This window comes from Sulfurospirillum diekertiae, from assembly GCF_011769985.2.
Lineage (GTDB): Bacteria > Campylobacterota > Campylobacteria > Campylobacterales > Sulfurospirillaceae > Sulfurospirillum > Sulfurospirillum diekertiae.
The window spans coordinates 1,706,012-1,730,062 of the sequence record NZ_CP039734.2; the positions used below are offsets into that span (position 1 = coordinate 1,706,012).

Below are 24,051 nucleotides of genomic sequence, written 5' to 3' on the forward strand. Positions count from 1 at the left end.
GCTTCAGTGCCTAGTGCAACGTAGCTTTATGAGCTTTGCCCATAAAGCGTGTAAAAATGGTCTCAAAATATAATTGTTTTATTGTCGTGTACGAAAATACGCTCTTCAAAGACCAAATCAAGGGCATTGGAGAGCACTACTTTTTCTACATTGCGACCTGCACGTTGCATATCACGCCACGTCATTTCATGATTCACGCGAACGACATCTTGCGCGATAATTGGACCTTCATCGAGGTTATTGTTAACAAAGTGTGCAGTCGCTCCAATAATTTTAACACCTCTTGCAAATGCCTGTTTATAAGGATTTGCTCCCACAAAAGCCGGTAAGAAGGAGTGATGAATGTTGATCATTCGCTCGTCATAATGCCCTACAAATTCACTCGATAAAATGCGCATATACTTCGCTAAAACAATATAATCTACGGTATATTGCGCCAACACTTCCAATACTTTTGCCTCATGTTCGGCTCGGTTCAATCCTTCATGACTGACACAATGAAAAGGAATGTTAAATTTATTGCTCAAATCTCTTAAATCTTCGTAGTTTGAAACAATCGCTAAAATATTCGCATTGAGATCATCACTATCATGCTTCAGTAAAATATCACCCAAACAGTGTGTCTCTTTGGTACCCATTAAGATGATGTCTTTTTTGCGTGCTTCTGCTACATAAATCTCTGCATGCGCTGGCAACATCGCTTGAAGCGTTCCTTGAAATTCGTTCATGTTGACTTCGCCACTCAGCTCCGCACGCATAAAAAATTTACCATTTTCTCTGTCAACATACTCATCATTTTTGATAATGTTCAGTTGGTACTTAAACACCACATCCGCAATACGGTAAATCAACCCCTTCTCATCTGAACAATCAATTTTTAGAATATAATTTTTAGCTGTTTCCATCTATTTACACACCTGTTTTATTTTTTCAATTCGTCTTCGTTTTAATTCATGCCTAATGGCTTCTTTTTCAAATCCATCACGGATCACCTCTTGGACACTCACGTCTCCTGTAAAAATTTCATTCCAAATTCCAAGTTTACATGCTTTTTCTTTAACACCATTTCGGTAATTTCCAAGCCAGAGTTTCAGAGGCAATTCAAGGCTTACATGTAAAAGCATTTCATCGCTTATCTCCCCTTCAAAAAAAGGCTGATACTTGAAGGTTTGCAGATAATGATTGGGTGCATCAAGCATCCTAAACCATTGCAAGGGATTTTGCTTCAAACGATTGGCGACGATATAAACAAAATAGTAAGGACGAAGAGCCTCTTCAAAATTTTGCTTGTATCGTAGCAATTCGCGTGCGATCTCAAAAAAGTGGTTTTCAACGTTACATGTAAAGCATTTTTCAAAGAGATGAAGCTCATACATGTAAAAAAGTCCATAGTGCAAAAAAGAAGCGCGAAAGAGCTTTTCAAACTCCCATAAAATACGCGGACGACTCAGATCGCTCAGATCAATACTTTGCATCACGTCCACACTTTGAGGCGCTATCTTGAAGCCAAGACGTGCGCTAAATTGCATCGCGCGAAGCACCCTCAAACTATCTTCTCTAAAACTTCTTTCATCCATGATAGCGAGTGTTTTATGCACAATCGCCTCTTTGCCACCCCAAAAATCAAGTAACTGTCCGCTAAAAATATTCAGCATCATCGCATTGACGCTAAAATCACGACGCCTCGATGCCTCTTTTTCATCTTGACAGATAGCAACTTCAAAAGCAGTATGTCCCACACCACGTTTGTGCTCAACCCGAGGCAATGAAAAATCGATATTGCCAAGCTTATAGACAAAAAAACTTTTCCCAACACCCACAGCGCCGACACGCTGCATCAAGCTATCAAAGTTCTCTGGGGTAATATCATATACTTCTATATCTAAATCGTGCAAAGGTTCATCTAAACAGAGATCTCGCACACTGCCTCCTACCAAATAAGCTCGCTTGGTATAAGGCTTCAAAAATGCAATAGCATTTTGTATTTGTTGATCAAAATGCGCAGGGAAAACGCAATTTAATTTCATTTTTTCGTGGCTTCCATCTGCTCCAGTTGTTCATCAATCGTTGCTAAAAGGTACTCTAAAAAATTGAGTGTCAAATCTATTTTGGCTTCTATATTTCGATTATTGGGGGACTGAAACCCTTCAAAGAGCACCAAAATACGCTCTCTAAGATTCATGTAAAACTGTTTTTGGCTCTCATGACAAGACTCTTCTTCGCTCTCCTGAGGCATACCATACGCCTTGATCATATTGATCTCTTCATTCAATTCTAACAGTGGCTCTGGTTCAAATGAAACAGTTTCAGTTTCAGGTTCAGGTTCACGTATACGCGGTGGTTGAAGTGTTTGTTGTTGCTCTTCTTTGGGTACTACCTCTTCAAGCTCTTTGAGCGTTGAGAGAATCATATCTTTTAATTCCATAGCTTTACCAACCACCTTTCAAATTCTAAAAATTCCACTTCTGAGTTCATTGTTAAAAAAAATTTCTTCATCTCTTCATCTACGCCCAAATACTTTTTGCGAATCCCGGAAAGACGTTTAATAGCAATTTTTGCCTCTTTATTGTCAGGATTTTCACGAAGTAACTCTTTGTAAATATCCAAAGCCTCATTTTTAAGACCTTGGAGTTCGTAGATCGAAGCGAGCGTGAGTGTTTTCATATTTTAGCTACATAATCCGCGATGATAGAGCCAATTTGTGTGGTTGAGCACACTTCCTTAGCACCATAATTGGCTAAGTCTTTGGTACGATAGCCATCATGCAACGCTTTTTTAATGGCAAGTTCGATGCGATCTGCCGCTTTTGTTTCGCCAAGTGCAAAACGAAGCATCATAGAGGCACTTAAAATGGTCGCGAGTGGATTGGCAATACCTTGTCCTGCAATGTCTGGAGCAGATCCGTGAATCGGTTCAAAAAGACCCACTTTCCCACCCATAGAAGCAGATGGCAACAGACCAATAGAACCACTGATCATACTGGCCTCATCACTCAGAATATCTCCAAAGATATTGCCCGTTAAAATGACATCAAATTGACGAGGATTACGTACCAGTTGCATCGCAGCATTATCGACATACATGTGTGTTAAGGTTACTTCAGGGTACTCTTTAGCCACTTCAATCACGGTATCTCGCCACAGTTGACTTACTTCCAAAACATTCGCTTTATCAACCGAACAGACTTCTTTACGACGTTTCATGGCAGACTCAAAAGCAACATGTGCGATACGCTCGATTTCAGGTTTGGTGTAGACCATCGTGTTGTAGCCTTTAAAGCCATCATTACCACGAGGTTCACCAAAGTAAATACCACCGATAAGTTCACGAACCACTAAAAGGTCAACCCCTTTTAACACTTCAGGTTTAAGCGTACTGGCATCTAACAATTCATCAAAAATAGCCGTTGGACGAAGATTGGCAAAAAGTCCTAGTGATTTACGAAGTTTTAAAAGTCCCGTCTCTGGGCGAAATTCACGTGGCAGAGTGTCCCATTTTTGACCACCGATGGCGCCAAACAAAACGGCATCGGCTTTGAGACAACCTTCAATCGTCTCATCAGGAAGTGGTGTTCCTTTAAAATCATATGCCACGCCACCCATAAGGTACTCTTCATAACGCAGTTCAAAATTTTCATGGGAACAGACACTATCAAGCACTTTAATCGCTTCATCCACAATTTCAGGACCAATACCATCGCCTCTAATTACTGCTATTTTATAAGTCTTTTTCATTTCATTATCTCTTTTTTTGCATAATTCATCAATCCACCGCATCCGATAAGCTCTTGCATAAAAGGAGGAATTGGCGTAAATTTATAGATTTTTGTACCGTTTTTTACTTCACCACTCTCCATAGAGATGGCAATAGTATCACCCTCTTTGATGGCATCGGTTTCAGCCAGTTCAAAAATAGGAAGCCCTGTATTAAACGCATTTCGGTAAAAAATACGTGCAAAACTTTTTGCAACAACCGCACTCACACCCGCAGCTTTCAATGCGATGGGAGCGTGTTCACGACTACTACCACACCCAAAGTTTTCACCCGCAACAATGATGTCGCCCGCTTTGACTTTGTTCACAAAATCAGGATCAGCGTCTTCCATCACGTGTTTTGCCAACTCTTTTGGGTCAGACGTATTTAAATAACGTGCCGCAATGATTAAGTCAGTGTCGATGTTATCGCCAAAATACCATACTTTTCCGCTAATCGTACTCATTGATTATCCTTAGTACTCTACTTGATTTCTTAAAATTTTACCGAAAGAGGGTTGTAAAAAAGTTTAATCACCCCACACTTTGAAGAAAATAGCATCATTTGAATTCTAAAATGTAAGATTGATATAAAAGAGAACATATTATATTTCAGATAAACATGCAATTTTCTGGATTTACTTGTGTGATGTTAAAAGCCAACCTTGTTTTTATGATCACAAGTATTTATTCATCAGGCTTTGAACTTGAAAGTATATACCCAGCAACTGTCCCAAGTAATGCTGCAAGTGTTTCAGATTTTAATTCAGTTGAAATAGCTAATATCAGAAGGGTTGGCAGAAATAAAATTACGCCAATTGCCTTTAGTGTATTTGGACCAAAGCCTTGTTGTTTTGCTTCAAGTCGTTTAAATATGAGATTAAGACCATAAATCATCACAATAAGTGACCCAACAACTATTGCAATTTTTAGATAAACTATTATTTCTTCCAATTAATCCTCCTTATCTAAACCTAAATAACTATAATAATTTAGTTCCAATATCCGTTCGACTATGTCTGTCTTTTTTAATTAAATTTTTTTGATAAAAAGCTCAATTAATCGTCCAATTTTATATCGAAAACTCCAAGGAAGAATAAGAGCAATCAATGCGCATAGCCAAGAAGTTGTACTACTGTTAATACTAAAATTATCTAACGTTTGATAGAACGAAGACAAGAAATCAAAAAAAATATTTCTTTGATCTGGGTCTCTATAATTAAAACTTAATTGAACCTCATAACTATTTAATGGGCCATTTAGTGAACGTAAGAAATCATGAAACATACTTCCATCTGGATTAAATTTTAAGCCATATTCAAAGTAATATTCCATCCAAAACACTAGAATGACAACAATATATATTACAAAAAGTCCAATTATCCTCGCTTTTTTCTCAGCATTAATATTTTCTTCCACAATGTTTTCCTCAATATTAATATAATTGCATTCATCTATAAAAAACCCAGTATACCTTATTTTATAAAAACTTATAAGCGATTGACACTTTTCATATTCCACATTAACAAGGTTGTGAAAAAGTTTAATCACCCCACACTTTGAACAAAATAGCGTCCTTTCTCACATTTTACATGTAAAGGTAGATCAAAAACTGCGGAAAGTTGAACATCGTTTAAAAGTGCTTCTTTTTCTCCTTGCGCAACAATACAACCTTGTTTGATCAACACCACTTGTGAAATCTCCTCAAAAATCTCCTCTAAGTGATGGGTCACTAATATGATCGTACGCTGTGTTGCAATTTTACGGATCAACTCAATAAAATTGAGCTGCGCCTTGATGTCAAGCCCCACGGTGGGTTCATCGAGTATCATCGCTTTTGGCTCATGCACCAAAGAGCGCGCGATAATGCACTTCCTTAGCTCTCCTGTGGACATCTCTGAGATATGTTTGTCTCTTAAATGCCGTATCTCCAAAAAGTCCAAAACCTCTTCCACTTTTTTTACATGTAAAGGTGAAAATTCTTGATGCTCATAGATGTGAAAGCTGCTGTAAAAGCCTGAGAGCGTAACCTCAAAACCACTCAAATTAGGTGCTCTATCGCTAAATTGGTAGTGCAAATCATTGGTGATGATGCCCAGATGCTTTTTAAGTTCCCAAATATCCCAAACCTTTTTGCCAAATACTTCTTTAATGCTCGCTTCACTGAAACGTGGATAAATATCGTTGGAGAAAAGTTTCAAAAGAGTTGACTTCCCTGAACCATTCGCACCTAAAATAACCGTATGCTGACCCTCTTTAATGCTAAGATTGATGTCATGCAACACATCCTGTTCGTCGTAAGCAACATTCACATGCTCAAAATGAATAATTTCCATAATATAACTCCTAATAATCGCATGATTATATCACACCATTATTCACAAAAATTCGTTAAAATGTGACAATTGTAATTATGGTAAAGGTAACGTATCCAGATGTTTTCCAAATTTTTTATCAATCGACCTAATTTTGCTATCGTTGTTTCGCTGATTATTATCATCGCAGGTATTATGGCGATTAGAACACTTCCTGTTCAAGAGTACCCTGATGTTGTACCCCCTCAGATCATCGTCTCCACGACTTACGCTGGAGCTGATGCCGCTACTTTGGAAAATACCGTAGCCTCTGTCCTTGAAGAACAAATCAACGGTGTGGACAACATGCTCTATATGATGTCTACCACCTCGCCCAGTGGACTTCTTACCATGAACCTCTATTTTGAGGTGGGAACCGATATGTCCCAAGCCAAACTGGATGTTAACAACCGTATACGTTTGGCGGAGAGTAAGCTTCCCGATGCTGTTAAGCGTCAAGGCGTGGAAGTCGCTGAGCGTTCCAACGATACCTTGCGTATGCTCGCACTCACTTCAGAAAACAACCGCTACGATACAATTTTCATGTCCAACTACGCCATCAACAATCTTTTAGAGGAGTTTAAGCGCATTCCTGGTGTTTCGGAAGCCATTATTGTTGGAAATCAAGAGTATTCTATTCGTGTCTGGCTTGATCCTCAAAAACTCTCTTTTTACAACATTACGACCACGGAAGTGATTAACGCCATTAAAGCCCAAAATGAGCAGTATCCTATGGGACAAATTGGGCAAGAACCGATTGACAAAAATATTGCATTTACCTACACGGTCACGTCTACTGGCAGACTCAACACGCCAGAAGAGTTTGCGCAAATTTTGATCAAATCAAACACCGATGGTTCCTCTTTGAAACTAGGCGATGTTGCAACGCTTGAGCTAGGATCGGAGCGTTACTTTTTCAAAGGACTCTTTAATAAACAGCCCACGTCTATGATTCGTATTACCCTGACATCCAAAGCCAATGCACTGGAAGTATCAGACCTTTTGGATAAAAAAATCGAAGAACTTAAAAAGGAATTCCCTGAAGGGCTCAAAATAGATGCTACGTACGATCCAACGCTGTTTGTCCGCGCTTCCATTCATGAGGTTGTTGTCACTCTTTTAGAAGCGATTGCATTGGTTATTTTTGTGGTTTATCTCTTTTTAGGCAACATTCGTGCAACGATTATTCCTGTCCTTGCCATTCCTGTTTCCATCATCGGAACCTTTGCTGGTTTTTATGCCACAGGCTTTTCCATCAATCTTCTCACCCTTTTTGGATTGACGCTTGCCATTGGTCTGGTGGTGGATGATGCGATTATTGTCATTGAAAATGTCGAGCGAATTTTGCGTAAAGAAAATCTCAGCGTTAAAGAAGCAACGATCAAAGCGATGCAAGAGATTACCGCGCCTGTTATTGCTATCGTCCTTGTCTTGAGTGCTGTTTTTATTCCTGCTGCTTTTATGGGAGGTTTAAGCGGTACGATGTCACGGCAATTTGCCATTACCATTGTTATCTCTGTTGTCATTTCAGGGCTTGTCGCGTTAACCCTCACTCCGGCGCTCTGCTCTTTGCTTTTGAAAAAAGAGGAAGAAGAACCTTTGTGGATCATTCAAAGATTTAATGACCTTTTTGATTATATCACCCACCATTTTGGAAAAATTGTTCAAAATGCTATCCGCTTTAGCCTCTTTAATCTTCTCTTTTTTGGCATTATGATCTTTGTCATCGTTAAACTTCTGGGTATTATTCCCTCAGGTCTAGTACCTAAAGAAGATAAAGGAGTCTTTTTTGCCGTCACGACACTTCCTGCTGCTGCATCTCTTTCGCGTACCCATGAAGTCAATATCGCTGTAGGTGATGTCGCACTTCAAAATCCATCCGTCGATAAAGTGGGTGGCTTTTCAGGCTCTGACTTTAGTTCAAAAGCATATACAACCGAAGCGGGTTACAGCTATGTGCGTCTTACCGATTGGGGACAACGTAAAGAGGCAAATCAAAGTGTCGATGCGCTCTCCAAAGAGATTATGCAAAAGCTCTCTTCCAATAAAGAAGCACGTATTGTAGCTGTTTCACCTTCTGCCATTAGTGGACTAGGCGTATCGGGTGGTTTTGAGATGTATGTTCAAAATAGAACAGGTGGAAACTACCACCAATTGGAAAGTTATGCCAAAGAGATTGTCGCACGTGCTAGTGAGCGCCAAGAGCTTCGATCGGTTCGAAGTACCCTAAGTTCCAGTACCCCACAATTTCGCATTGAAGTTAACCATCAAAAAGCCAAAGCATATGGCATTGACATTGCCGATATTTATACCACCATTCAAGCGACTTTTGGCAATATCTATGTGAATGATATCAATATTTTTGGACGGAACTACCGTGTCAATGTCCAAGCAAAGGGCGATTTTAGAGAAGATACGAAAAATTACGGCGATATTTTTATCAAATCTAGTGATGGAAGTAACATTGCACTAAGTGATCTTGTGACTTTTAAACGTGTTCTCAATCCTAATATTACCAAACGTTTCAATATGTTCCCTTCCGCTCAAATCTTGGGAGAGACCAATGCAGGTTACTCTTCAGGCGAAGGACTTAAAATCATGGAAGAGATCGCAGCAGAAGTGCTGCCTGAAGGCTATTCTATCGCATGGGGTGGCGCATCGCTGCAAGAGAAAAAACTTTTAGAAACCGGCAATCTCTCGTTTGTATTTGCCATTGTTTTCATCTTTTTGATCTTGGTAGCACTGTATGAGAGTTGGATGATTCCTTGGGCGATTGTGCTCGCCGTACCTTTCGCACTTCTAGGAGCAGCGCTGTCTATCTGGCTTCGTGGACTTCAAAATGACATCTACTTCCAAATAGGACTCATCACTCTTGTGGGACTTTCGGCTAAAAATGCGATTTTAATGGTGGAATTTGCATTGCAAAAAATGGAAGAAGGTTTTAGTTTAATCGACGCGACTATTGAAGGGGCAAAAATTCGTTTTCGTCCTATTATTATGACCTCATTTGCGTTCATAGCAGGAACTCTTCCACTGGCATTAAGCTCAGGAGCAGGTGCCAACAGCCGCCATATCATCGGTACAACGGTCGTTGGCGGTATGGTGACACTTACCCTTATTGGCGTCTTCTTTACACCACTTTTTTTCTATTTGATTATGAAAGGTAAAGAGAAATTTTTACTTACGTTCAAGTCCCAAAAGCCCAAGACCTAAGCCCACAAAAATCGCGCCGCTAATGCGGTTAAACCATGTGGCGCGATTGCGTGTATTAAACCAATGCTTCAAACTTCGCGCGAAAAAAGCGTAACCCATCAATGTCATAAAAGATAGCGACATAAACGTCAAGGTTAAAATGAAAAATTGAGGTATGATCGGTGTTGTTGGCTCTAAAAAAAGAGGAAACAGTGCTGTAAAAAAGATGATCGGCTTCGGATTGGTGATACAAATCAAAAATCCTTTACGAAAAATTGCAAAATAATGTACTGCGCTTTGCGTCTGATGAAGATGGACACGCTCAAAAATATTGTGAAGAGTACGAAACTGTTTGATACCAAGATAGATCAGATACAGTGCTCCTACAATTTTAAACACGGTAAAGAGAATCATCGATGTTTTTAACACGACGCCAAGACCGAGCATCGCCGCACTGGAAAGCACAAAAAGCCCTGAAGCATTTCCTAAAGATGAAAAAATGGTTGCTTTAAGATCATACATTAAAGAGTTATTGATCGCTAAAAGTACCGCAGGACCTGGGCTTACGATTGCAATAAATGCAACGGTGGTATACAAAAGCCATGTGTGAAATTCCATGCTATGCTCCTCTTTGAAGTGCAATATTATACTCTAACTTTTCATATCAATATATCTTGATATGAAAGCGATATTCTGCTATGCTATCCAAAAATCAAATGAGAGATACATTATGGAAACTTTTTTACAAACCGTCGGTGCGCTCAATGACGAAACGCGTCTTCAAATCCTTCGTTTTATTCATCAACATGGAGAAGTGTGTGTCTGCGAAATTGAAGAGGCATTTTCACTGATTCAGTCGCGTGTTTCACGCCATCTCAAAATCCTCAAAGATGCGGGGTTTTTACGTGTAGATCGTCGTGGAAAATGGGCGTATTATCAGGTTCGCTCTCCGCTGGATCGTTTTAGACTTGAATGTCTTGAAGAGATTAGCTACTTAGAGATGCAAATGCCTACACCCGTCTGTGCCTGCAAGGATGCCAAATGATTCTCGCTTTTTCACTGTTTCTCATCACCCTACTTTTTGTCATTATTCAGCCACGTGGTCTTCAAATCGGCACGTCTGCGATCATCGGCGCTGCTTTTGCTCTGCTTTTGGGTGTGGTGAGTTTTGCCGACGTTTTAGTGGTGACAAACATCGTTTGGGATGCAACATTGGCGTTTATCGGCATTATTATTCTCTCTCTCGTTCTTGATGAGATCGGTTTTTTTGAGTGGTGTGCGATTTGGATGGCAAAGTTTTCAAAAGGCAATGGACACATTATGTTTGTCTATTCACTGTTATTAGGCGCTATCATCTCCGCTTTTTTCGCCAACGATGGGGCTGTGCTCATTCTCACTCCTATTTTACTGGCTAAAATGCGCATTTTAAAACTGGAACCTAAAACGATTGTAGCGTTTTTGCTCGCAGGCGGGTTTATCTCCGATTCGGCTTCGCTTCCCTTTGTTTTTTCCAACCTCACCAACATCGTCACCGCCAACTACTTTCACATTGGCTTTTCCACCTATTTATCAACCATGATTACGCCATATTTAGTCAGCACCTTTGTTTCCATTGCTGTTTTATGGCTCTTTTTGCGTAAAGATATTCCTTTACATGTAAACGTAGACCTCTTAAAACATCCTGATGATGTACTCAAATCAAAGCCACTGTTTTACCTCGCGTGGTTTTTTATTGCCGCGCTGATGGGAAGCTATTTTGTAGGGGAGCAGTACCACATCCCCATTAGCTTTATCGCCCTTGGAGGAGCCCTACTTTTTCTTGCCATTGCACGTTATTTTAAAGCAGCGCGTCCGTGGCAGATCATCAAAACCGCTCCGTGGCAAGTGGTGTGGTTTAGCATCGGATTGTACATCGTCGTTTACGGGCTCAAAAATGCGGGACTTACCACGTACTTGACGCACATTTTAAACGCGCTCAACGCTCAAGGCAATACGATTGCTATTGTCGGAACGGGCTTTATCGCCGCCATTTTAAGCGCTTTGATGAACAATATGCCAAGTGTCATGATCATGGACATAGCGCTTCACGACATCCCCAATTCTGCACTTGCCTACGCCAACATCATTGGCTGTAACTTAGGACCCAAAATGACGCCTTTTGGCTCACTGGCGACCCTTTTATGGTTGCATGTTATGGCAAAAAAAGGGGTCAAAATCAGCTTTTGGGACTACTCAAAATTTGGGCTTCTGGTCACACCACCGATCCTACTTGTCGTACTTCTAAGCCTTGTTTAGTCTTTACATGTAAAAAGGAAGAAGAATGGAAATGCACATCATCACTCATCTCAAAAATGCTCCTTGGTCGATAAAATTATCACTAGCGCTTTTTGCTCTCTTTGATAGTATCAATGTGATGTATTGTTTTATCGCACACGCTATAACCCTACAATTTTTAGCTATCACCAGCGTTCAAGTAATATTACTTTATGGCGTTCTCATGCAAATAGTATGGGTGAGAGACGTTTTCGTAAGTTTATACACTTTCCTCATCCCCATTTTAATGGCGCTTATAGCGACCACATTGTTGAATACACACTATGCAAACCTTTTTTTCTCTATCATTATCGTCAATTCTCTGCCTCTTGGTGCGTTAGCCCTCCTTTATATACAACCATCAAATGCGTGGTTTGGTCAAACACTCAGCCATAAAGAAGAATCTGCGATGCCATGGTTTGCCCAATGGGTCATTATCCTTATTGCACTAGGGCTTGGATTTATAACTCTTGTTATCGACGATAAACTCGCTGTCCCAATGACCAAAGCAGATCATCTCAGCCATATAACTTCCATGGCAGTCAAACTGACTCTTTTTCACTTAAATCAAACGTTTGGACTTCTGTGCGCATGGGTAATACTCATCGTACCCGTCAGCTTTTTATTGGCTTTATGGAAAAATTACCATCTACTACTCACAACACGCCTTATGATGATAGGTATCGTGTTTTCACTTATTTTTAGAGACCTCGCCATCAAAAATTTGAGCGCTTCCCTCTATACTTCATGGATCATGATATTTTTTGTTCATCTTTTTTTAGCAAGTTTTTTAGTTTATTTTTCATTATCCAGTGGCAAAAAAGTGCGAAGTTATGCCCTAGAATTCTTTACATGTAAAAAGGAAATATAATGGAATTAAGTATACGCAAAGCAGAACAAAACAACTACCGAGCCATCACACATTTGCTGGCATCTAACCAACTCCCGACAGCAGATATTTATGAAAAAAACATCACGCTATTTGTGGGCTTAATCGATGAAAAAATTGTCGCAACCATCGGCATCGAAACCTATGATAACGAAGCGCTTTTGCGTTCCTTGTGTGTGAAAGAGGGATTCAAAAACCAAAAGCTTGGGGAGAAGATGCTCACATATCTGCTTCGCTTTTGTGCCAATGAAAACATTCAAACCGTGTATCTGCTGACCACAACGGCGGAGCACTATTTTGAGCGCTATGGATTTGAAAAAACAGGACGAGAGAAAACGCCTCAAAGCATCCAAAACACCCGCGAATTTCAAGACATTTGCCCCTCTTCTGCTATCATTATGGCATTAAAACTTTAAAAAACTACGCTTTACATGTAAAAAGGAAAATCAATGAAATTAGTTTCATGGAACGTCAACGGCATTCGCGCTGTGGCTTCTAAAAATGCGTTTGCATGGGTGGATGTGTTCAAACCTGACATCTTGTGTTTACAAGAGATCAAAGCCGAAGCGCATCAAATTCCTGAACCACTTTTTGCGCATGCTTTTACATGTAAATATGTCAACGCTGCTACGAAAAAGGGCTATTCGGGGACGATGAGTTTTTCGACCATTGACTTTCAAAAGACCGACACCGCACACGCCATCGACCATACGCACGAAGGGCGCATTTTGGAGCACCATTTTGGCGATGTGGTTTTGTTTAACGTTTACTTTCCCAACGGTCAACAAAGCGAAGAGCGTCTAGCGCATAAGATGAAATTTTACAGTGATTTTTTAGCACACACCGAAGCGCTTAGAGCGAAGGGAAATAGCATTATCATCTGTGGTGATGTCAACACGGCGCATCGTGCTATTGATCTTAAAAACCCTAAAGCCAACGAAGAGACTTCAGGGTTTTTGCCCATTGAGCGCGCGTGGATCGACTCGCTTTTAGCGCACGGCTACATCGACACCTTTAGGCACATTCATGGTGACATCAAAGATGCGTACTCGTGGTGGTCGTACCGTTTTGGAGCGAGAGAACGTAATGTCGGATGGAGAATCGACTATGTTTTCATCTCCAAAGAGCTCGAACCGCGTTTAAAAGATGCGTTCATTCTAGCCTCTGTTGAAGGCTCAGACCATTGTCCCGTAGGCATTGAGCTAGAGTTATAAGGCTTTACATGTAAAGTCTATTTTCGTTGTTGTTTGTACATCTCTACGGTCGTTCTCAACTCATGAATGTCAGTGTGTGTGCCCACCACTTTGATGGGGTAACCATGAGGATTGTAGGCAACGACTTTCGCTTGATCCAGCACCCATTTATAACTTCCATCCTGACAGAGCATACGGTGCTGATGCCTGTAATGTTTGATGCGACCGCTCAAAAGCGAGGTCAATTCATTGAGGCAATAGTTCAAATCTTCAGGATGAATAAGTGACATCCACATATCTTTTGTCTGTTGAAACGTTTCATATTCATACCCTAACATGGAAACCCATTGTGGAGATAAAGTGATTCGATTGCTAATAGGATCCCACTCCCAAATTCCATGACCTACACATTCCAAAATAGTGATATATTCTTTTTTCATTTTAATAACCTTTGGTATCTCTCATGTATGATTGGAATTGTACCTTGGCAATGTGACATTTGCGTTATATAAAATTTTTACCACCAATACGTTGGATAATGCCTTTTGCTATTGGAAGAAAGATTATTGATGAGAAGTGCTACTAAAAGCATAATGAGTGCCCCAAAGCCAATAGGTGTTAATGGATAAAGCCACCCTAGCTTATGAATTTGTTCTCCACCCATAACATAAATAAGTGCTGTAGCACCGCCAGGAGGGTGCATCGTGCGAGTAAAGTGCATGACAATAATCGAAAGCGAAACGCTAAGTGCACATAAAAATTCTGTTGAAAATACAGAAGAAAAAGTCTTAAGAAGAAAAACAGCTACACATGCGGACAAAACATGTCCACCGATAATATTACGCGGTTGCGAAAAATCAGCCTGGGGAGCTCCATAGATCAATACCGCGGAAGCACCAAAAGAGCCTAAAAGAAAAAAGCTCTCTTCAATGGCAAAATAATGCCCAAATATAGCCACCAAATAGATCCCTATAAAAGCACCTAATCCCGACCAAAGTATCTTACTTAAAGGCTTTCGTGAAGGTAGTTGTGACTTTGCTTTCATTCTTCTTACATAGCTTTTTACCACAGTTTACTCCACAAATCATTTTAGTTATTGTAGAGAATTTACCATTTTTTTGAAATGACACACATCAAGCTACTTTTCAATTTTCCTCATTTTTTCTTTGAAGTTTACATATAATTTACGTTAACTTATTACGATACAGCGCAAAAAAGGGGAATAATGTTATTGGCAACAATTAAAAATAAACTAGCATTTTTACTGGTCATTATCTTTTTAGGATTTAGTGCATTAGGCATTGAGAGCCTCAAAGAAGGAAACGATGCGAAAATGGCAGCGACTCGTTTGTCTACCATTCCTGAAATAGAAAAACTCGCGATGGAATTGCGCATTGAACAGCGTGATTTTCAACTCTATTTTAAACAATCAAACTTGGATCGTTATGAGCAGATATTTCAAAAACTCTTGAGCGATTTGGACGCACTTAAACTTATGCTGATGAGCCCTCAAAATCACCAACGTATCGAAACACTCAAAAAACTCTTAACCGCATGGCACGATATTAACATCCCACGAATGCAACTGTATCAAAAATATAGTGCTACACTGCATGAACCAACTTTTGCGCAAAACAATCCAGAAGATGCCAAAAAACTTGAAGAGTACCACAAACAAAGTACCCAAGGTTTTGCAGCCATTATGGAAAGACTAGATGATTTAACAAGCTCCGTCAAAACAAACAACTTCAATCGCCTTGATACCAATATGATGGCCTCTCAAATGACATTAGCCATTGTGATGATCATTGTTTTGGCTCTATTTTTCATTGTTACACGTTCCATTAAACATTCTGTTGCACGGGCGAAAGCTGGCTGTGAGCAGATGCGCCAGAACAAAGATTTAAGCATGCAGATCAACATTCACTCCCATGATGAGATCAATGACATTATTCAAGCGGTTAATGCACTGATTGCCGATGTTGCCAAAGCCCTTAATCTTGCTAAAAGTAACGCCATCGAAAATGCCTCTGTTGCGGAAGAACTTTCCAGTACAAGTCTGCAAATCGGAAAACGGGCTGAAGAGGAGTCTCAAGTCGTTTATCAAACGACACGCGATGCTAAAGTGGTTGCGGTAGAAATTGATGAAGCAAGTATTCAAACCCAAAATGTCAAAGACGTCACGACACAAGCTCAAAAAAGTCTTGGTAGCGCCCAAACGCTTCTTGGCACAACGATTGCACAACTCAATCAAACCGCCCAAGCGGAAACAACGCTCAACGATCATCTCAACCATCTTGCCCAAGAAGCAGAACAGGTCAAAACCGTTTTAGATGTCATCGGAGATATTGCAGACCAAACCAATCTTCTCGCTCTTAATGCTGCCATCGAAGCGGCGCGTGCGGGTGAGCATGGGCGTGGCTTTGCTGTGGTAGCGGATGAAGTACGAAAACTGGCTGAACGTACTCAAAAAAGCCTTATTGAGACCAATGCCACCGTCAATGTCATTGTTCAGTCCATCAACGACATCAGTGGCGAGATGAATCACAATGTTCAGCGTATCCATGAACTCTCCGAATTTTCAAACCAAGTCACCGAACAAACCAACGACGCTGTAAATATGCTGGAACAAAGTGTTACGGCAACCGATCATGTCGTCGGTAAAGCAAACAGCAATGTGAAGCTGATTCGAACGGCTGTCATTGAAAAAATTGGTGAGATCAATGAACTTTCAAGCTCCAATGCCAGAAGCGTCGAAGAGATCGCCGCAGCAGCCGAACATCTCTCAAAACTTTCAGGAACACTCAGTCACACATTGGCACAATTTAAAACAGCCTAAACTCCTATGCCCAAAGAGATACCAACATTTTTGGGCACTCTTTAGCAAGATTTTGCTATCATTTTGCACTTTACATGTAAAGAGGTTTGATGTGTTTGAACATACTATTTCGGTAAAACTAACACCCCTTTTTGTGCCAACAGATGGCAAACAAAGTGTCATTATCGGTTTTTGTGGTGACGCTCTTTTAATGGCAGTTGACGGCTCTTTGCCCAAACGTGAACACTTTGAACTATTGGGAAAACCCCATCACAGTTTTCACATCGGTGAAGTTCATGATGACCTCTACTCTTTGCTTGTCTGGAAGGAAGATATTACGCTTCCAGAGCATCTCGTCAAAACTAACCTCAGGGAATTTCTTGATGTTCATCCACCACATCTTTATGCGATGCTTGCTCGTGCCAAACAGCTTGCACACTGGCTTTATGACAACCAATATTGCGGTCGTTGTGGCGACCCTATAGGCTACTCACCGAAGTTTTCAGCGCTTACATGTAAAACCTGTGGCTTTACGATTTTCCCGCGTCTTTCCCCTGCTTGTATCGTACTCATTACACGAGGTGATGAGATACTCTTAGCACGTTCGCCCTACTTTACATCAGGCATGTACAGCCTACTCGCAGGCTTTGTGGAAGCAGGTGAGAGTGTTGAAGATGCAGTCCATCGTGAGATTTACGAAGAAGTGGGTATTCGCGTCAAAAACCTTCGTTATTTTGGTTCGCAACCATGGCCTTTTCCTCACTCGTTAATGATAGGTTTTTTTGCAGAGTATGAAAGCGGTGAACTACGCTTACAACCGGAAGAAATTGAAGATGCAAAATGGTTTACAAAAGACCATCTACCACAGCTTCCAAAACTCGCAACAATTTCAGGCATTATGATCAACGCATGGCTCAAAGATCATTAATTTTTTATTGATTCTTTTCTGTTAGAATGAGGAGAACTTTCACATAGGAGTTTGCCATGCTCATCACCCCTGAATCCCTCTTTGAGGCACGTAGATACTTTTTAAAACTTGGTGCGGGCGCATTGGTAAGCAGTACCGCCATTTCACAGCTGTTAGCCGATCTTCCGCCCGATATGAGCCTTCATTACACACCGGATGCCAATCCACTCAAACTCTCGCCCAATACATTGGAGCAGATCACTAACTATGTCAATTTTTACGAATTTTCAACCGACAAAACAGCCCCTGTTAAGCTCTCACAAAAGATGAAAACAACCCCATGGGATGTTCATTTTTCAGGCGAACTCAAAAATGTTCAAACGATGGAAGTAGATGACCTTATCGCTAAATTTGGACTGGAAGAGCGCATTTACCGTTTTCGCTGCGTCGAAGGCTGGTCGATGGTCGTTCCGTGGATCGGCTTTCCGCTTTCAAAACTTCTGGATTACTTAGAACCCAATGCCAAAGCTAAATACGTCAAGTTCACCACGCGCCATGACCCTTCTTTGTTTCCCGACCAAGCCAAAGGCATTTTTTCCTCCATTCCTTACCCGTACGTTGAGGGATTGCGCATGGATGAAGCACGCCATCCGCTCACCTTTGTGGCTGTCGGAATGTATGGCAAACGTCTGCTTCCGCAAAATGGTGCTCCGATTCGCCTCGTTGTACCTTGGAAATACGGCTTTAAGTCCATCAAATCGCTTGATAAAATTGAATGTGTGGAAAAAGAACCGCTCAATACTTGGCAAGCCATCGATGCCAAAGAGTACGGCTTTTATGCCAATGTCAACCCTGAAGTCGACCACCCGCGCTGGACACAATCTAAAGAGCGTTTGCTTGGAAAACTCACCAAACAAGCCACTCTGCCCTTCAATGGTTATGATAAGGAGGTTGCCTCACTGTATGCTGGCATGGACTTAAGGAAGTTCTTTTGAAAGCCTTCCTTGTCCTTTTAGCCCTCCTTCCTTTAGGCGTAGCGTACTATAAACTTGAAAGTGCCATCGACCCCATAAAAATGCTTTACTCGTACACAGGCATCGGGGCGATTTGCCTTCTTTTGCTTTCGCTTTTTCCCTCTTCGTGTAAACGCATTTGCGGAGTCAATTTACTTCGCTACCGTAAAACCATCGGGCTTTTGAGCTTTCTTTACGTTCTTTTACATGTAAGCGTTTTTGTCATACTTGACAGTGAATTTGACTTCGTCACGATCTTCGAAAAAAGTCTCAAAAAACCATTCATCTATGTCGGTGCTATCGCTTTTATCATCCTTCTTTTCATGGCGCTCACCTCGTTTAAAAAGCTTTTCGCCAAGTTTTCGAAATACCATAAAGCCGTCTATTTCGCTTTAGCACTTGCACTGCTTCATAGCTTCTGGGCACAAAAAGTAGCTGGAGTATTTGAGTATAGCGTGGTTATCGTTGGCGTGGTACTTTTAGGGGAGAGAGTTTGGGCGTGGAGAGCTTTACATGTAAAAACATTTTAGAGAGGATTGGTTATATTTTTTGATTAAATTTATAAAAGGATGCGCTTTGGAAACACTGCACCCGATAGAACTGCTCATCAACCAAGCCGATCAGGCTATTAACGCTGAAGATTTTGACATGCTTGTTGATATTTATGCACCCGATGCTCTTTTAGTCATCAAGCCTGGTATGAATGCTGTGGGAAAAGAGCAAATCAAAAAAGCTTTTGAAGCCATTGCCGCTTATTTTGAACATACCTTGGAAGTGAAACAAGCGGGTCTGTCCATTTTGGAAACGGGTGATACCGCTTTAGTCCTCGCCAAAACACTGGTTTGCGCCAAAGATATTCCAACCATGGAGCGTAAAGCAACCTATGTTTTTACGAAAAATGCAGACAACCTTTGGAAGTGCTCGATTGATAATTCATACGGGCATGATCTTATCCAATAACCGTTATATGTAAACAACGCCACCCATCAATAAAGCAATGAGTGACGTTAGGTTTTTTAAAACGAATAATGTAGGTTGATATATGCGTAACGACCTGGTTCGTTAATCAACATTACGTCGCCATCAACGGCAGAGATTAAACTTAAATCTTTATACGTGTTAGATACGGCATACGTTTTATCAAAAATATTATCCATACCGACAGTGACATCAAAATGTTTCGTCACTTTGTAATTGTACTTAGCATTGAAAACAGCATAGCCTGCAAGTTCTTGTTCTCCGTTATCGCTGTCGTAATTGCTCCAACGTTTGGAGGCCACCATCTCGGTTTTGACAGCATGATTGCCTTCATGATACGTCACGGATGTCATCGCACGAAGAGGTACGATATCGGCTAAATCTTTGTCCGTCTGCCCTACGAGCGGTTCATCTTTTTGCCCTCTTAAATAGCTCATGCCATAATTCAAAGTCCATGCACTAGTGATGTCGAAATACGCATCCAATGTTGCACCGTAAATCGTTGCATCGATATTGACGTATTTGAGAGCATTCGCATTATAATAAATATAGTCTGTCAAGTCTGAATAAAACAGTTTACCTTTAACGCCAAAACCATCATAATGGGTTTTAAACCCTACATCTGTCTCATAATTTGTCACTTGATCTAACATGCCTGTCGAGTTTGCCGGATGATACAGCTCTTTCGCATCTGGGACACGTGATGCTTTACCAAAACCGATGAAATAATCCACATTGTCGGTTGCTTTATACGTAATAATCGTATTGGCAGAAAGAGCGTTATAATCGTTCTCATCATTTTTACCAGCGACAAAGCGATTGGCCTTAACAACCGTATCGTCGTAACGAATACCGGCTTGAACATTGAAACGATCGATCTTTTTTTCATAATGAGCAAACAAGGCTTTGTTGGTCGTATCAACGTCGGGAATTGTCGTCAAATCAGTAACACCGGTCACTGCTCCCGTCGAAACCGTTGTGGTATAACTTTTTCCATCCCAATTACGCCTGCTCATATCAATACCGTACGTCAATTCGCCGCCATTGACATCGACGACATTTTTCAATTTAGCGCCTTCCATCTTCGTCTTCATATCTGCCGTCATGTATTTACCCGTCATCATCATACTTTGTACACGGTATTTTGTGGACATCGGATGTTCAACCTTTGAATAATACATCTCCAAAGCAAGCTCTTTTGAGTATGTTCCCAAATCGTAAAGGCTATATCCTAACGTATAAATATCGCTGTCATCATAATCCGCATCCATACTACGAGACGGATAAAGGACGTTATCGCTACGATTGAGCGTATAGCCTAAGCGAATCTCTTGATTTTCCGTTGGATTGATAAATACTTTACCCATAAACGTTTTCTTTTCATACGCTTTTAAATCGTTGGAACTATACATGCCTTGCTTTGTTTTTGATCCCAAATCCTTTAATAACTGATCGTAAAACGTATCGCCGTTACCGTCTTTGTACTGGTCACTTTCTTCGGTTGAAGCGCTCAAGAGGAAACGGACATACTCATTTCCAGCACCTGCACTGGCCTCCGCTTTTTTATAACCGTAACTTCCCATACCTAAATTCACATCCGCATTTGCCTCTTGCATCGGCTTTTTGGTCTCAGCTATGACAAGACCACTCAACGTACCAAAGTTTTCAACATCGTAAGGTCCTTCAATGATTTTAACGTTTTCGATATTGTCAGAGTTGATATGCGTAATAGCAGGATCCATTCGATTGGGACAACCGCCATAAATTTTCGCGTCATCCATTAAAACATTGATATTGTCCCTTTTTTGCCCACGTAAGATAATATCATTGGCAACACCACTTCCTCGAATCATCGTAATTGACGCGCTATTGCGAGAAAGAGCATCTGCAAGGTCAGCGGATTTTAGCTCTTTACCTTGTATATCATTCACCTCTTTTGTGAGCGTTTCTCCCACAACAGTAATCGCACCCAAATCTATTGTTTCCGCCATTAAAAACGTCGAAACAATCAGAGATATACCCACTATCTTATTCATACAACCTCCCTTAAATCTAAAGGGACACTATAAATTCACTTTGTTAAACTACCGTTAAATAGAAGCTCTTAAGCGCAGAAATCTAAAATTAGATCGTCACTCTTAAAAATTAAGCGATCACTCAAAATCTTTACATGTAAAAGTGGATTTAACGGTTATTTTGCTATCATCATGCCCTATTTTCACCATAAAGAACATACAATGAATGCTTATATTTCAGGTTTTAGTCTTGGTTTCTCACTGATCCTAGCCATTGGAGCGCAAAATGCGTTTGTCCTCAAACAAGGCATTAAAAAAGAACATGTCTTTATCATTTGCTTGGTCTGCGCACTCTCTGATGCGATTTTGATTTTCTGTGGGGTTTCAGGCTTTGGTTATTTGGTGGAGCAGTTTCCCTCTTTACAGAGCGTTGCAAAATACGGTGGTTTTGCCTTTTTATTTGTCTATGGATTGAAGAGTTTTTACTCGGCGTGGAGCATGTCTCATGAGCTCAGCCCTCTCGATCAGCCCACCTCATCACTTTCCAAAACCATCCTTCTGGTTCTTGCATTTACGTGGCTAAATCCTCATGTGTATCTCGATACGGTCATTTTACTGGGTTCTGTTTCGACCAAATTTGGAAGCTTAGCGCCACTTTTTGGCTTGGGTGCTATGAGTGCTTCGTTTCTCTTTTTCTTTTCACTCGGCTATGGTGCGAGAATTTTAACACCCATTTTTACCAAAGCCATTTCATGGAAAATTTTGGAAGTGCTCATTGGCATTGTGATGCTCTCTTTGGCATTCATGTTATTGGGTTTGTAAACCTAGTTTTCTAAGAAGTAAAAGCACCAAAGGTGCGTGGGCTCTTTGCCGAAGAGAACCCAGTGTTAACGTAGCCTTTAGCGCTTTGATTGAAAGACGTGTTCAGAGTTCTCTAAGAACTCTGATGAGAGGTTAAGACTTAAATTGATTCAATTTTTCATTGAGATTCTCTGCCAATTTTGAGAGGTGATCTGCCGCTGCAGCGATCTCTTCAACACTTCTGGCATTCTCACTAGTCAAGACATTAATATTGGAAACCATTGTAACGATTCTATCCGTATCACTCGCAATTCGAATGGAATTTGCCGCACTGGTTGTGACAGAGGTAACACTCTCTTCCATCACACCGGTCGTTCCCACTATCGTCTCTTCAACACCTGTTGAAACATCGGCAAGACGTCTGATATTTTTCGCATTGCGACCCATTTGCTCCGAAGAGTCCACGATAGACTGAACAATGACATTGATGGTCGCATTAATCTCCGTCAATGAATTTTGGGTTCGCTCCGCAAGTTTACGGACTTCATCCGCAACAACCGCAAAACCTCGTCCATGTTCCCCTGCACGGGCTGCTTCAATGGCAGCGTTCAGCGCCAAAAGATTGGTTTGATCGGCAATATCTGAAATAACTGTCAAGATTTGCTTGACTTGTTCGGCATCACTGCTCATCTGCTCCAATTTAGAAGCCAGCGCTGTTTCAGCTTCACTCGCAAGTCCTACTTCATTGCGAAGGCTTACCACTTCATTTTTAGCATTATCGAGTCTTTGACCGGCATCGGTAATACTTTTTTTCATCGCTTCTGAGAGCATCGCTGTCTCTTGCACGAAAGTTTTAATCGTTGCAATCTCCTGAATGGTATTTTCAACAATCGTCGTACTCTTTTCAGCATTGCGCCCTATTTGCATGCTGGTAGTGCTCAACTCATGCGATACGGAAGCATTTTCGCTTGAAGAGTTTTTCGCATCCACAATGGTTTGCTCTAATGTGGTAATTAAGATATTAAAGCTATCTGATATGTCTTTGAGCTCATTCTTTTTCTCATAATGTATTCTAAATTTGAGCTCTTTATGTTGAACAAAAGAGACCACACTATCGCGGATAATATGCACCCCTTGGATGATATTGCGACGAATCGTCAGTCCGAATAACAAAAGAGCCACAGCAGAAGCTATCGCAATGACAACCATCATAATAGCCGCACTATTTTTCACATCGGAAGCATGATTGGCTGATACTTTTGCAAGTTCAAAATTGAACTTCATATGCTCTTCAAATGCCTGAGTAAAATTCGTAATCACCTCTGTACTATTGGCAAGAAGCGTATTTAAATCAGAGTGATTATTTGCTCTTGAAAGAGTAATGATCTGTTTAAGAAGCACATTGTAGGCTTCCACCGCTTTATGATCTTTGTCTAAAAATTCTTTATCTTTATCATCAGAGATAAACGCATCATAGCTCTTAAGCGCCTCATTCAATTTTTGGTTGAGTGCTTGCATATTGGCTTCAACTTTATCCATTCCTGCTATATCTGTTTGCGAGATATGTTGCCAAATAGCAAGTCTTAATCTATATGCAATCTGCATTGATTCATCAAGCACGAAAACACTCGGAAGTGTATTGACATTGCTGTAATTTGTCTCTGCATAAACTTGCTCCATTTTCGTAAAGCTAATTCCGAAAATCGTACATGTAGCGAGAATTGCAACGGCAAGCATCACTAAAAGTTGTTTTGAAATACTCATGATAAACTCCTTTTTGGTTTCTTAAAAGAATCATAACGCTCTGGTGTTGCAAATGCGTTATA

The 24,051-nt window shown here is 40.7% G+C and carries 26 protein-coding genes; 12 read left to right on the plus strand and 14 right to left on the minus strand.

Annotated elements, in window-relative coordinates; genetic code table 11:
• Positions 1-62: 62 nt before the first annotated feature.
• From purU to FA584_RS08705, 9 genes are all read right to left on the minus strand, one after another.
• Positions 63-905 (minus strand): formyltetrahydrofolate deformylase, encoded by an 843-nt coding sequence (gene purU, locus FA584_RS08665; protein WP_096046928.1) that lies wholly within the window; start codon positions 903-905, stop codon positions 63-65.
• On the minus strand, positions 906-2,027 hold the full coding sequence (locus FA584_RS08670) for a tRNA nucleotidyltransferase/poly(A) polymerase family protein (protein ID WP_167749176.1): 1,122 nt from the start codon (positions 2,025-2,027) through the stop codon (positions 906-908).
• On the minus strand, positions 2,024-2,425 hold the full coding sequence (locus tag FA584_RS08675; protein ID WP_167749177.1) for a CiaD-like domain-containing protein: 402 nt from the start codon (positions 2,423-2,425) through the stop codon (positions 2,024-2,026). Before FA584_RS08675 ends, FA584_RS08670 begins: the two co-directional genes overlap by 4 nt.
• Positions 2,416-2,664: a tetratricopeptide repeat protein gene (locus FA584_RS08680; protein ID WP_087438926.1), complete on the minus strand. Its 249-nt coding sequence runs from the start codon at positions 2,662-2,664 to the stop codon at positions 2,416-2,418. Before FA584_RS08680 ends, FA584_RS08675 begins: the two co-directional genes overlap by 10 nt.
• Entirely contained in the window at positions 2,661-3,734 is a 1,074-nt protein-coding gene (gene leuB, locus FA584_RS08685) for a 3-isopropylmalate dehydrogenase (protein WP_096046931.1), read from the minus strand. Before leuB ends, FA584_RS08680 begins: the two co-directional genes overlap by 4 nt.
• Positions 3,731-4,219, minus strand: coding sequence for a 3-isopropylmalate dehydratase small subunit (locus FA584_RS08690; RefSeq protein ID WP_096046932.1), 489 nt, complete (start codon positions 4,217-4,219; stop codon positions 3,731-3,733). The genes leuB and FA584_RS08690 overlap by 4 nt, the downstream gene beginning before the upstream one ends.
• A gap of 220 nt (positions 4,220-4,439) precedes the next feature.
• Positions 4,440-4,706, minus strand: a complete 267-nt coding sequence (locus FA584_RS08695) for a hypothetical protein (protein WP_167749179.1) — start codon at positions 4,704-4,706, stop codon at positions 4,440-4,442.
• Positions 4,707-4,784: 78 nt separating this feature from the next.
• Complete coding sequence (locus tag FA584_RS08700; RefSeq protein WP_167749180.1) at positions 4,785-5,171, minus strand: hypothetical protein; 387 nt, start codon at positions 5,169-5,171, stop codon at positions 4,785-4,787.
• Positions 5,172-5,299: 128 nt separating this feature from the next.
• Positions 5,300-6,088 carry an ABC transporter ATP-binding protein gene (locus tag FA584_RS08705; protein WP_096046933.1) on the minus strand — a complete coding sequence of 263 codons (789 nt, stop codon included), beginning with the start codon at positions 6,086-6,088 and terminating at the stop codon, positions 5,300-5,302.
• A gap of 99 nt (positions 6,089-6,187) precedes the next feature.
• Between FA584_RS08705 and FA584_RS08710 the strand changes: the two genes are divergently transcribed.
• On the plus strand, positions 6,188-9,319 hold the full coding sequence (locus tag FA584_RS08710; RefSeq protein WP_167749181.1) for an efflux RND transporter permease subunit: 3,132 nt from the start codon (positions 6,188-6,190) through the stop codon (positions 9,317-9,319).
• Here FA584_RS08710 and FA584_RS08715 read toward each other — a convergent pair.
• On the minus strand, positions 9,284-9,916 hold the full coding sequence (locus FA584_RS08715; protein ID WP_167749182.1) for a LysE family translocator: 633 nt from the start codon (positions 9,914-9,916) through the stop codon (positions 9,284-9,286). The two genes, FA584_RS08710 and FA584_RS08715, sit on opposite strands and share 36 nt — an antisense overlap.
• Positions 9,917-10,028: 112 nt before the next feature.
• On the opposite strand from FA584_RS08715, the gene FA584_RS08720 reads away from it, so the two are divergent.
• From FA584_RS08720 to FA584_RS08740, 5 genes are read left to right on the plus strand one after another with little or no spacing between them, the layout of a single operon-like run.
• A complete protein-coding gene (locus tag FA584_RS08720; protein WP_087438932.1) occupies positions 10,029-10,343 on the plus strand; it encodes an ArsR/SmtB family transcription factor in 315 nt (104 codons plus the stop codon).
• Complete coding sequence (locus tag FA584_RS08725) at positions 10,340-11,593, plus strand: arsenic transporter (RefSeq protein ID WP_167749183.1); 1,254 nt, start codon at positions 10,340-10,342, stop codon at positions 11,591-11,593. Before FA584_RS08720 ends, FA584_RS08725 begins: the two co-directional genes overlap by 4 nt.
• A gap of 25 nt (positions 11,594-11,618) precedes the next feature.
• Entirely contained in the window at positions 11,619-12,482 is an 864-nt protein-coding gene (locus FA584_RS08730; protein WP_167749184.1) for a hypothetical protein, read from the plus strand.
• Positions 12,482-12,916, plus strand: a complete 435-nt coding sequence (arsN2, locus tag FA584_RS08735) for an arsenic resistance N-acetyltransferase ArsN2 (protein WP_167749185.1) — start codon at positions 12,482-12,484, stop codon at positions 12,914-12,916. The genes FA584_RS08730 and arsN2 overlap by 1 nt, the downstream gene beginning before the upstream one ends.
• 33 nt (positions 12,917-12,949) lie before the next feature.
• Entirely contained in the window at positions 12,950-13,714 is a 765-nt protein-coding gene (locus FA584_RS08740) for an exodeoxyribonuclease III (protein ID WP_167749186.1), read from the plus strand.
• Positions 13,715-13,731: 17 nt separating this feature from the next.
• Here FA584_RS08740 and FA584_RS08745 read toward each other — a convergent pair whose 3' ends face one another.
• Positions 13,732-14,133 carry a PAS domain-containing protein gene (locus FA584_RS08745; protein ID WP_167749187.1) on the minus strand — a complete coding sequence of 134 codons (402 nt, stop codon included), beginning with the start codon at positions 14,131-14,133 and terminating at the stop codon, positions 13,732-13,734.
• 77 nt (positions 14,134-14,210) lie between these two features.
• Positions 14,211-14,738, minus strand: a complete 528-nt coding sequence (locus tag FA584_RS08750; RefSeq protein ID WP_167749188.1) for an HPP family protein — start codon at positions 14,736-14,738, stop codon at positions 14,211-14,213.
• Between the two features lie 180 nt (positions 14,739-14,918).
• Between FA584_RS08750 and FA584_RS14795 the strand changes: the two genes are divergently transcribed.
• From FA584_RS14795 to FA584_RS08775, 5 genes are all read left to right on the plus strand, one after another.
• Entirely contained in the window at positions 14,919-16,532 is a 1,614-nt protein-coding gene (locus FA584_RS14795) for a methyl-accepting chemotaxis protein (RefSeq protein WP_167749189.1), read from the plus strand.
• Positions 16,533-16,623: 91 nt separating this feature from the next.
• Complete coding sequence (nudC, locus tag FA584_RS08760; protein WP_167749190.1) at positions 16,624-17,439, plus strand: NAD(+) diphosphatase; 816 nt, start codon at positions 16,624-16,626, stop codon at positions 17,437-17,439.
• 56 nt (positions 17,440-17,495) lie between these two features.
• Positions 17,496-18,413 (plus strand): protein-methionine-sulfoxide reductase catalytic subunit MsrP, encoded by a 918-nt coding sequence (msrP, locus tag FA584_RS08765; protein WP_167749191.1) that lies wholly within the window; start codon positions 17,496-17,498, stop codon positions 18,411-18,413.
• The gene (locus FA584_RS08770; protein ID WP_167749192.1) at positions 18,410-18,961 is read left to right on the plus strand and encodes a ferric reductase-like transmembrane domain-containing protein; all 552 of its coding nucleotides are present in this window, start codon (positions 18,410-18,412) and stop codon (positions 18,959-18,961) included. The genes msrP and FA584_RS08770 overlap by 4 nt, the downstream gene beginning before the upstream one ends.
• Positions 18,962-19,007: 46 nt before the next feature.
• Positions 19,008-19,391, plus strand: a complete 384-nt coding sequence (locus FA584_RS08775; protein WP_167749193.1) for a YybH family protein — start codon at positions 19,008-19,010, stop codon at positions 19,389-19,391.
• Between the two features lie 56 nt (positions 19,392-19,447).
• Here FA584_RS08775 and FA584_RS08780 read toward each other — a convergent pair whose 3' ends face one another.
• Entirely contained in the window at positions 19,448-21,445 is a 1,998-nt protein-coding gene (locus tag FA584_RS08780; protein WP_167749194.1) for a TonB-dependent receptor, read from the minus strand.
• A 201-nt stretch (positions 21,446-21,646) separates the two neighbouring features.
• Here FA584_RS08780 and FA584_RS08785 point away from each other — a divergent pair, with 201 nt between their 5' ends.
• Positions 21,647-22,246, plus strand: a complete 600-nt coding sequence (locus FA584_RS08785; protein ID WP_096046948.1) for a LysE/ArgO family amino acid transporter — start codon at positions 21,647-21,649, stop codon at positions 22,244-22,246.
• A 132-nt stretch (positions 22,247-22,378) separates the two neighbouring features.
• Here FA584_RS08785 and FA584_RS08790 read toward each other — a convergent pair whose 3' ends face one another.
• On the minus strand, positions 22,379-23,989 hold the full coding sequence (locus FA584_RS08790) for a methyl-accepting chemotaxis protein (protein ID WP_167749195.1): 1,611 nt from the start codon (positions 23,987-23,989) through the stop codon (positions 22,379-22,381).
• Positions 23,990-24,051 lie beyond the last annotated feature (62 nt).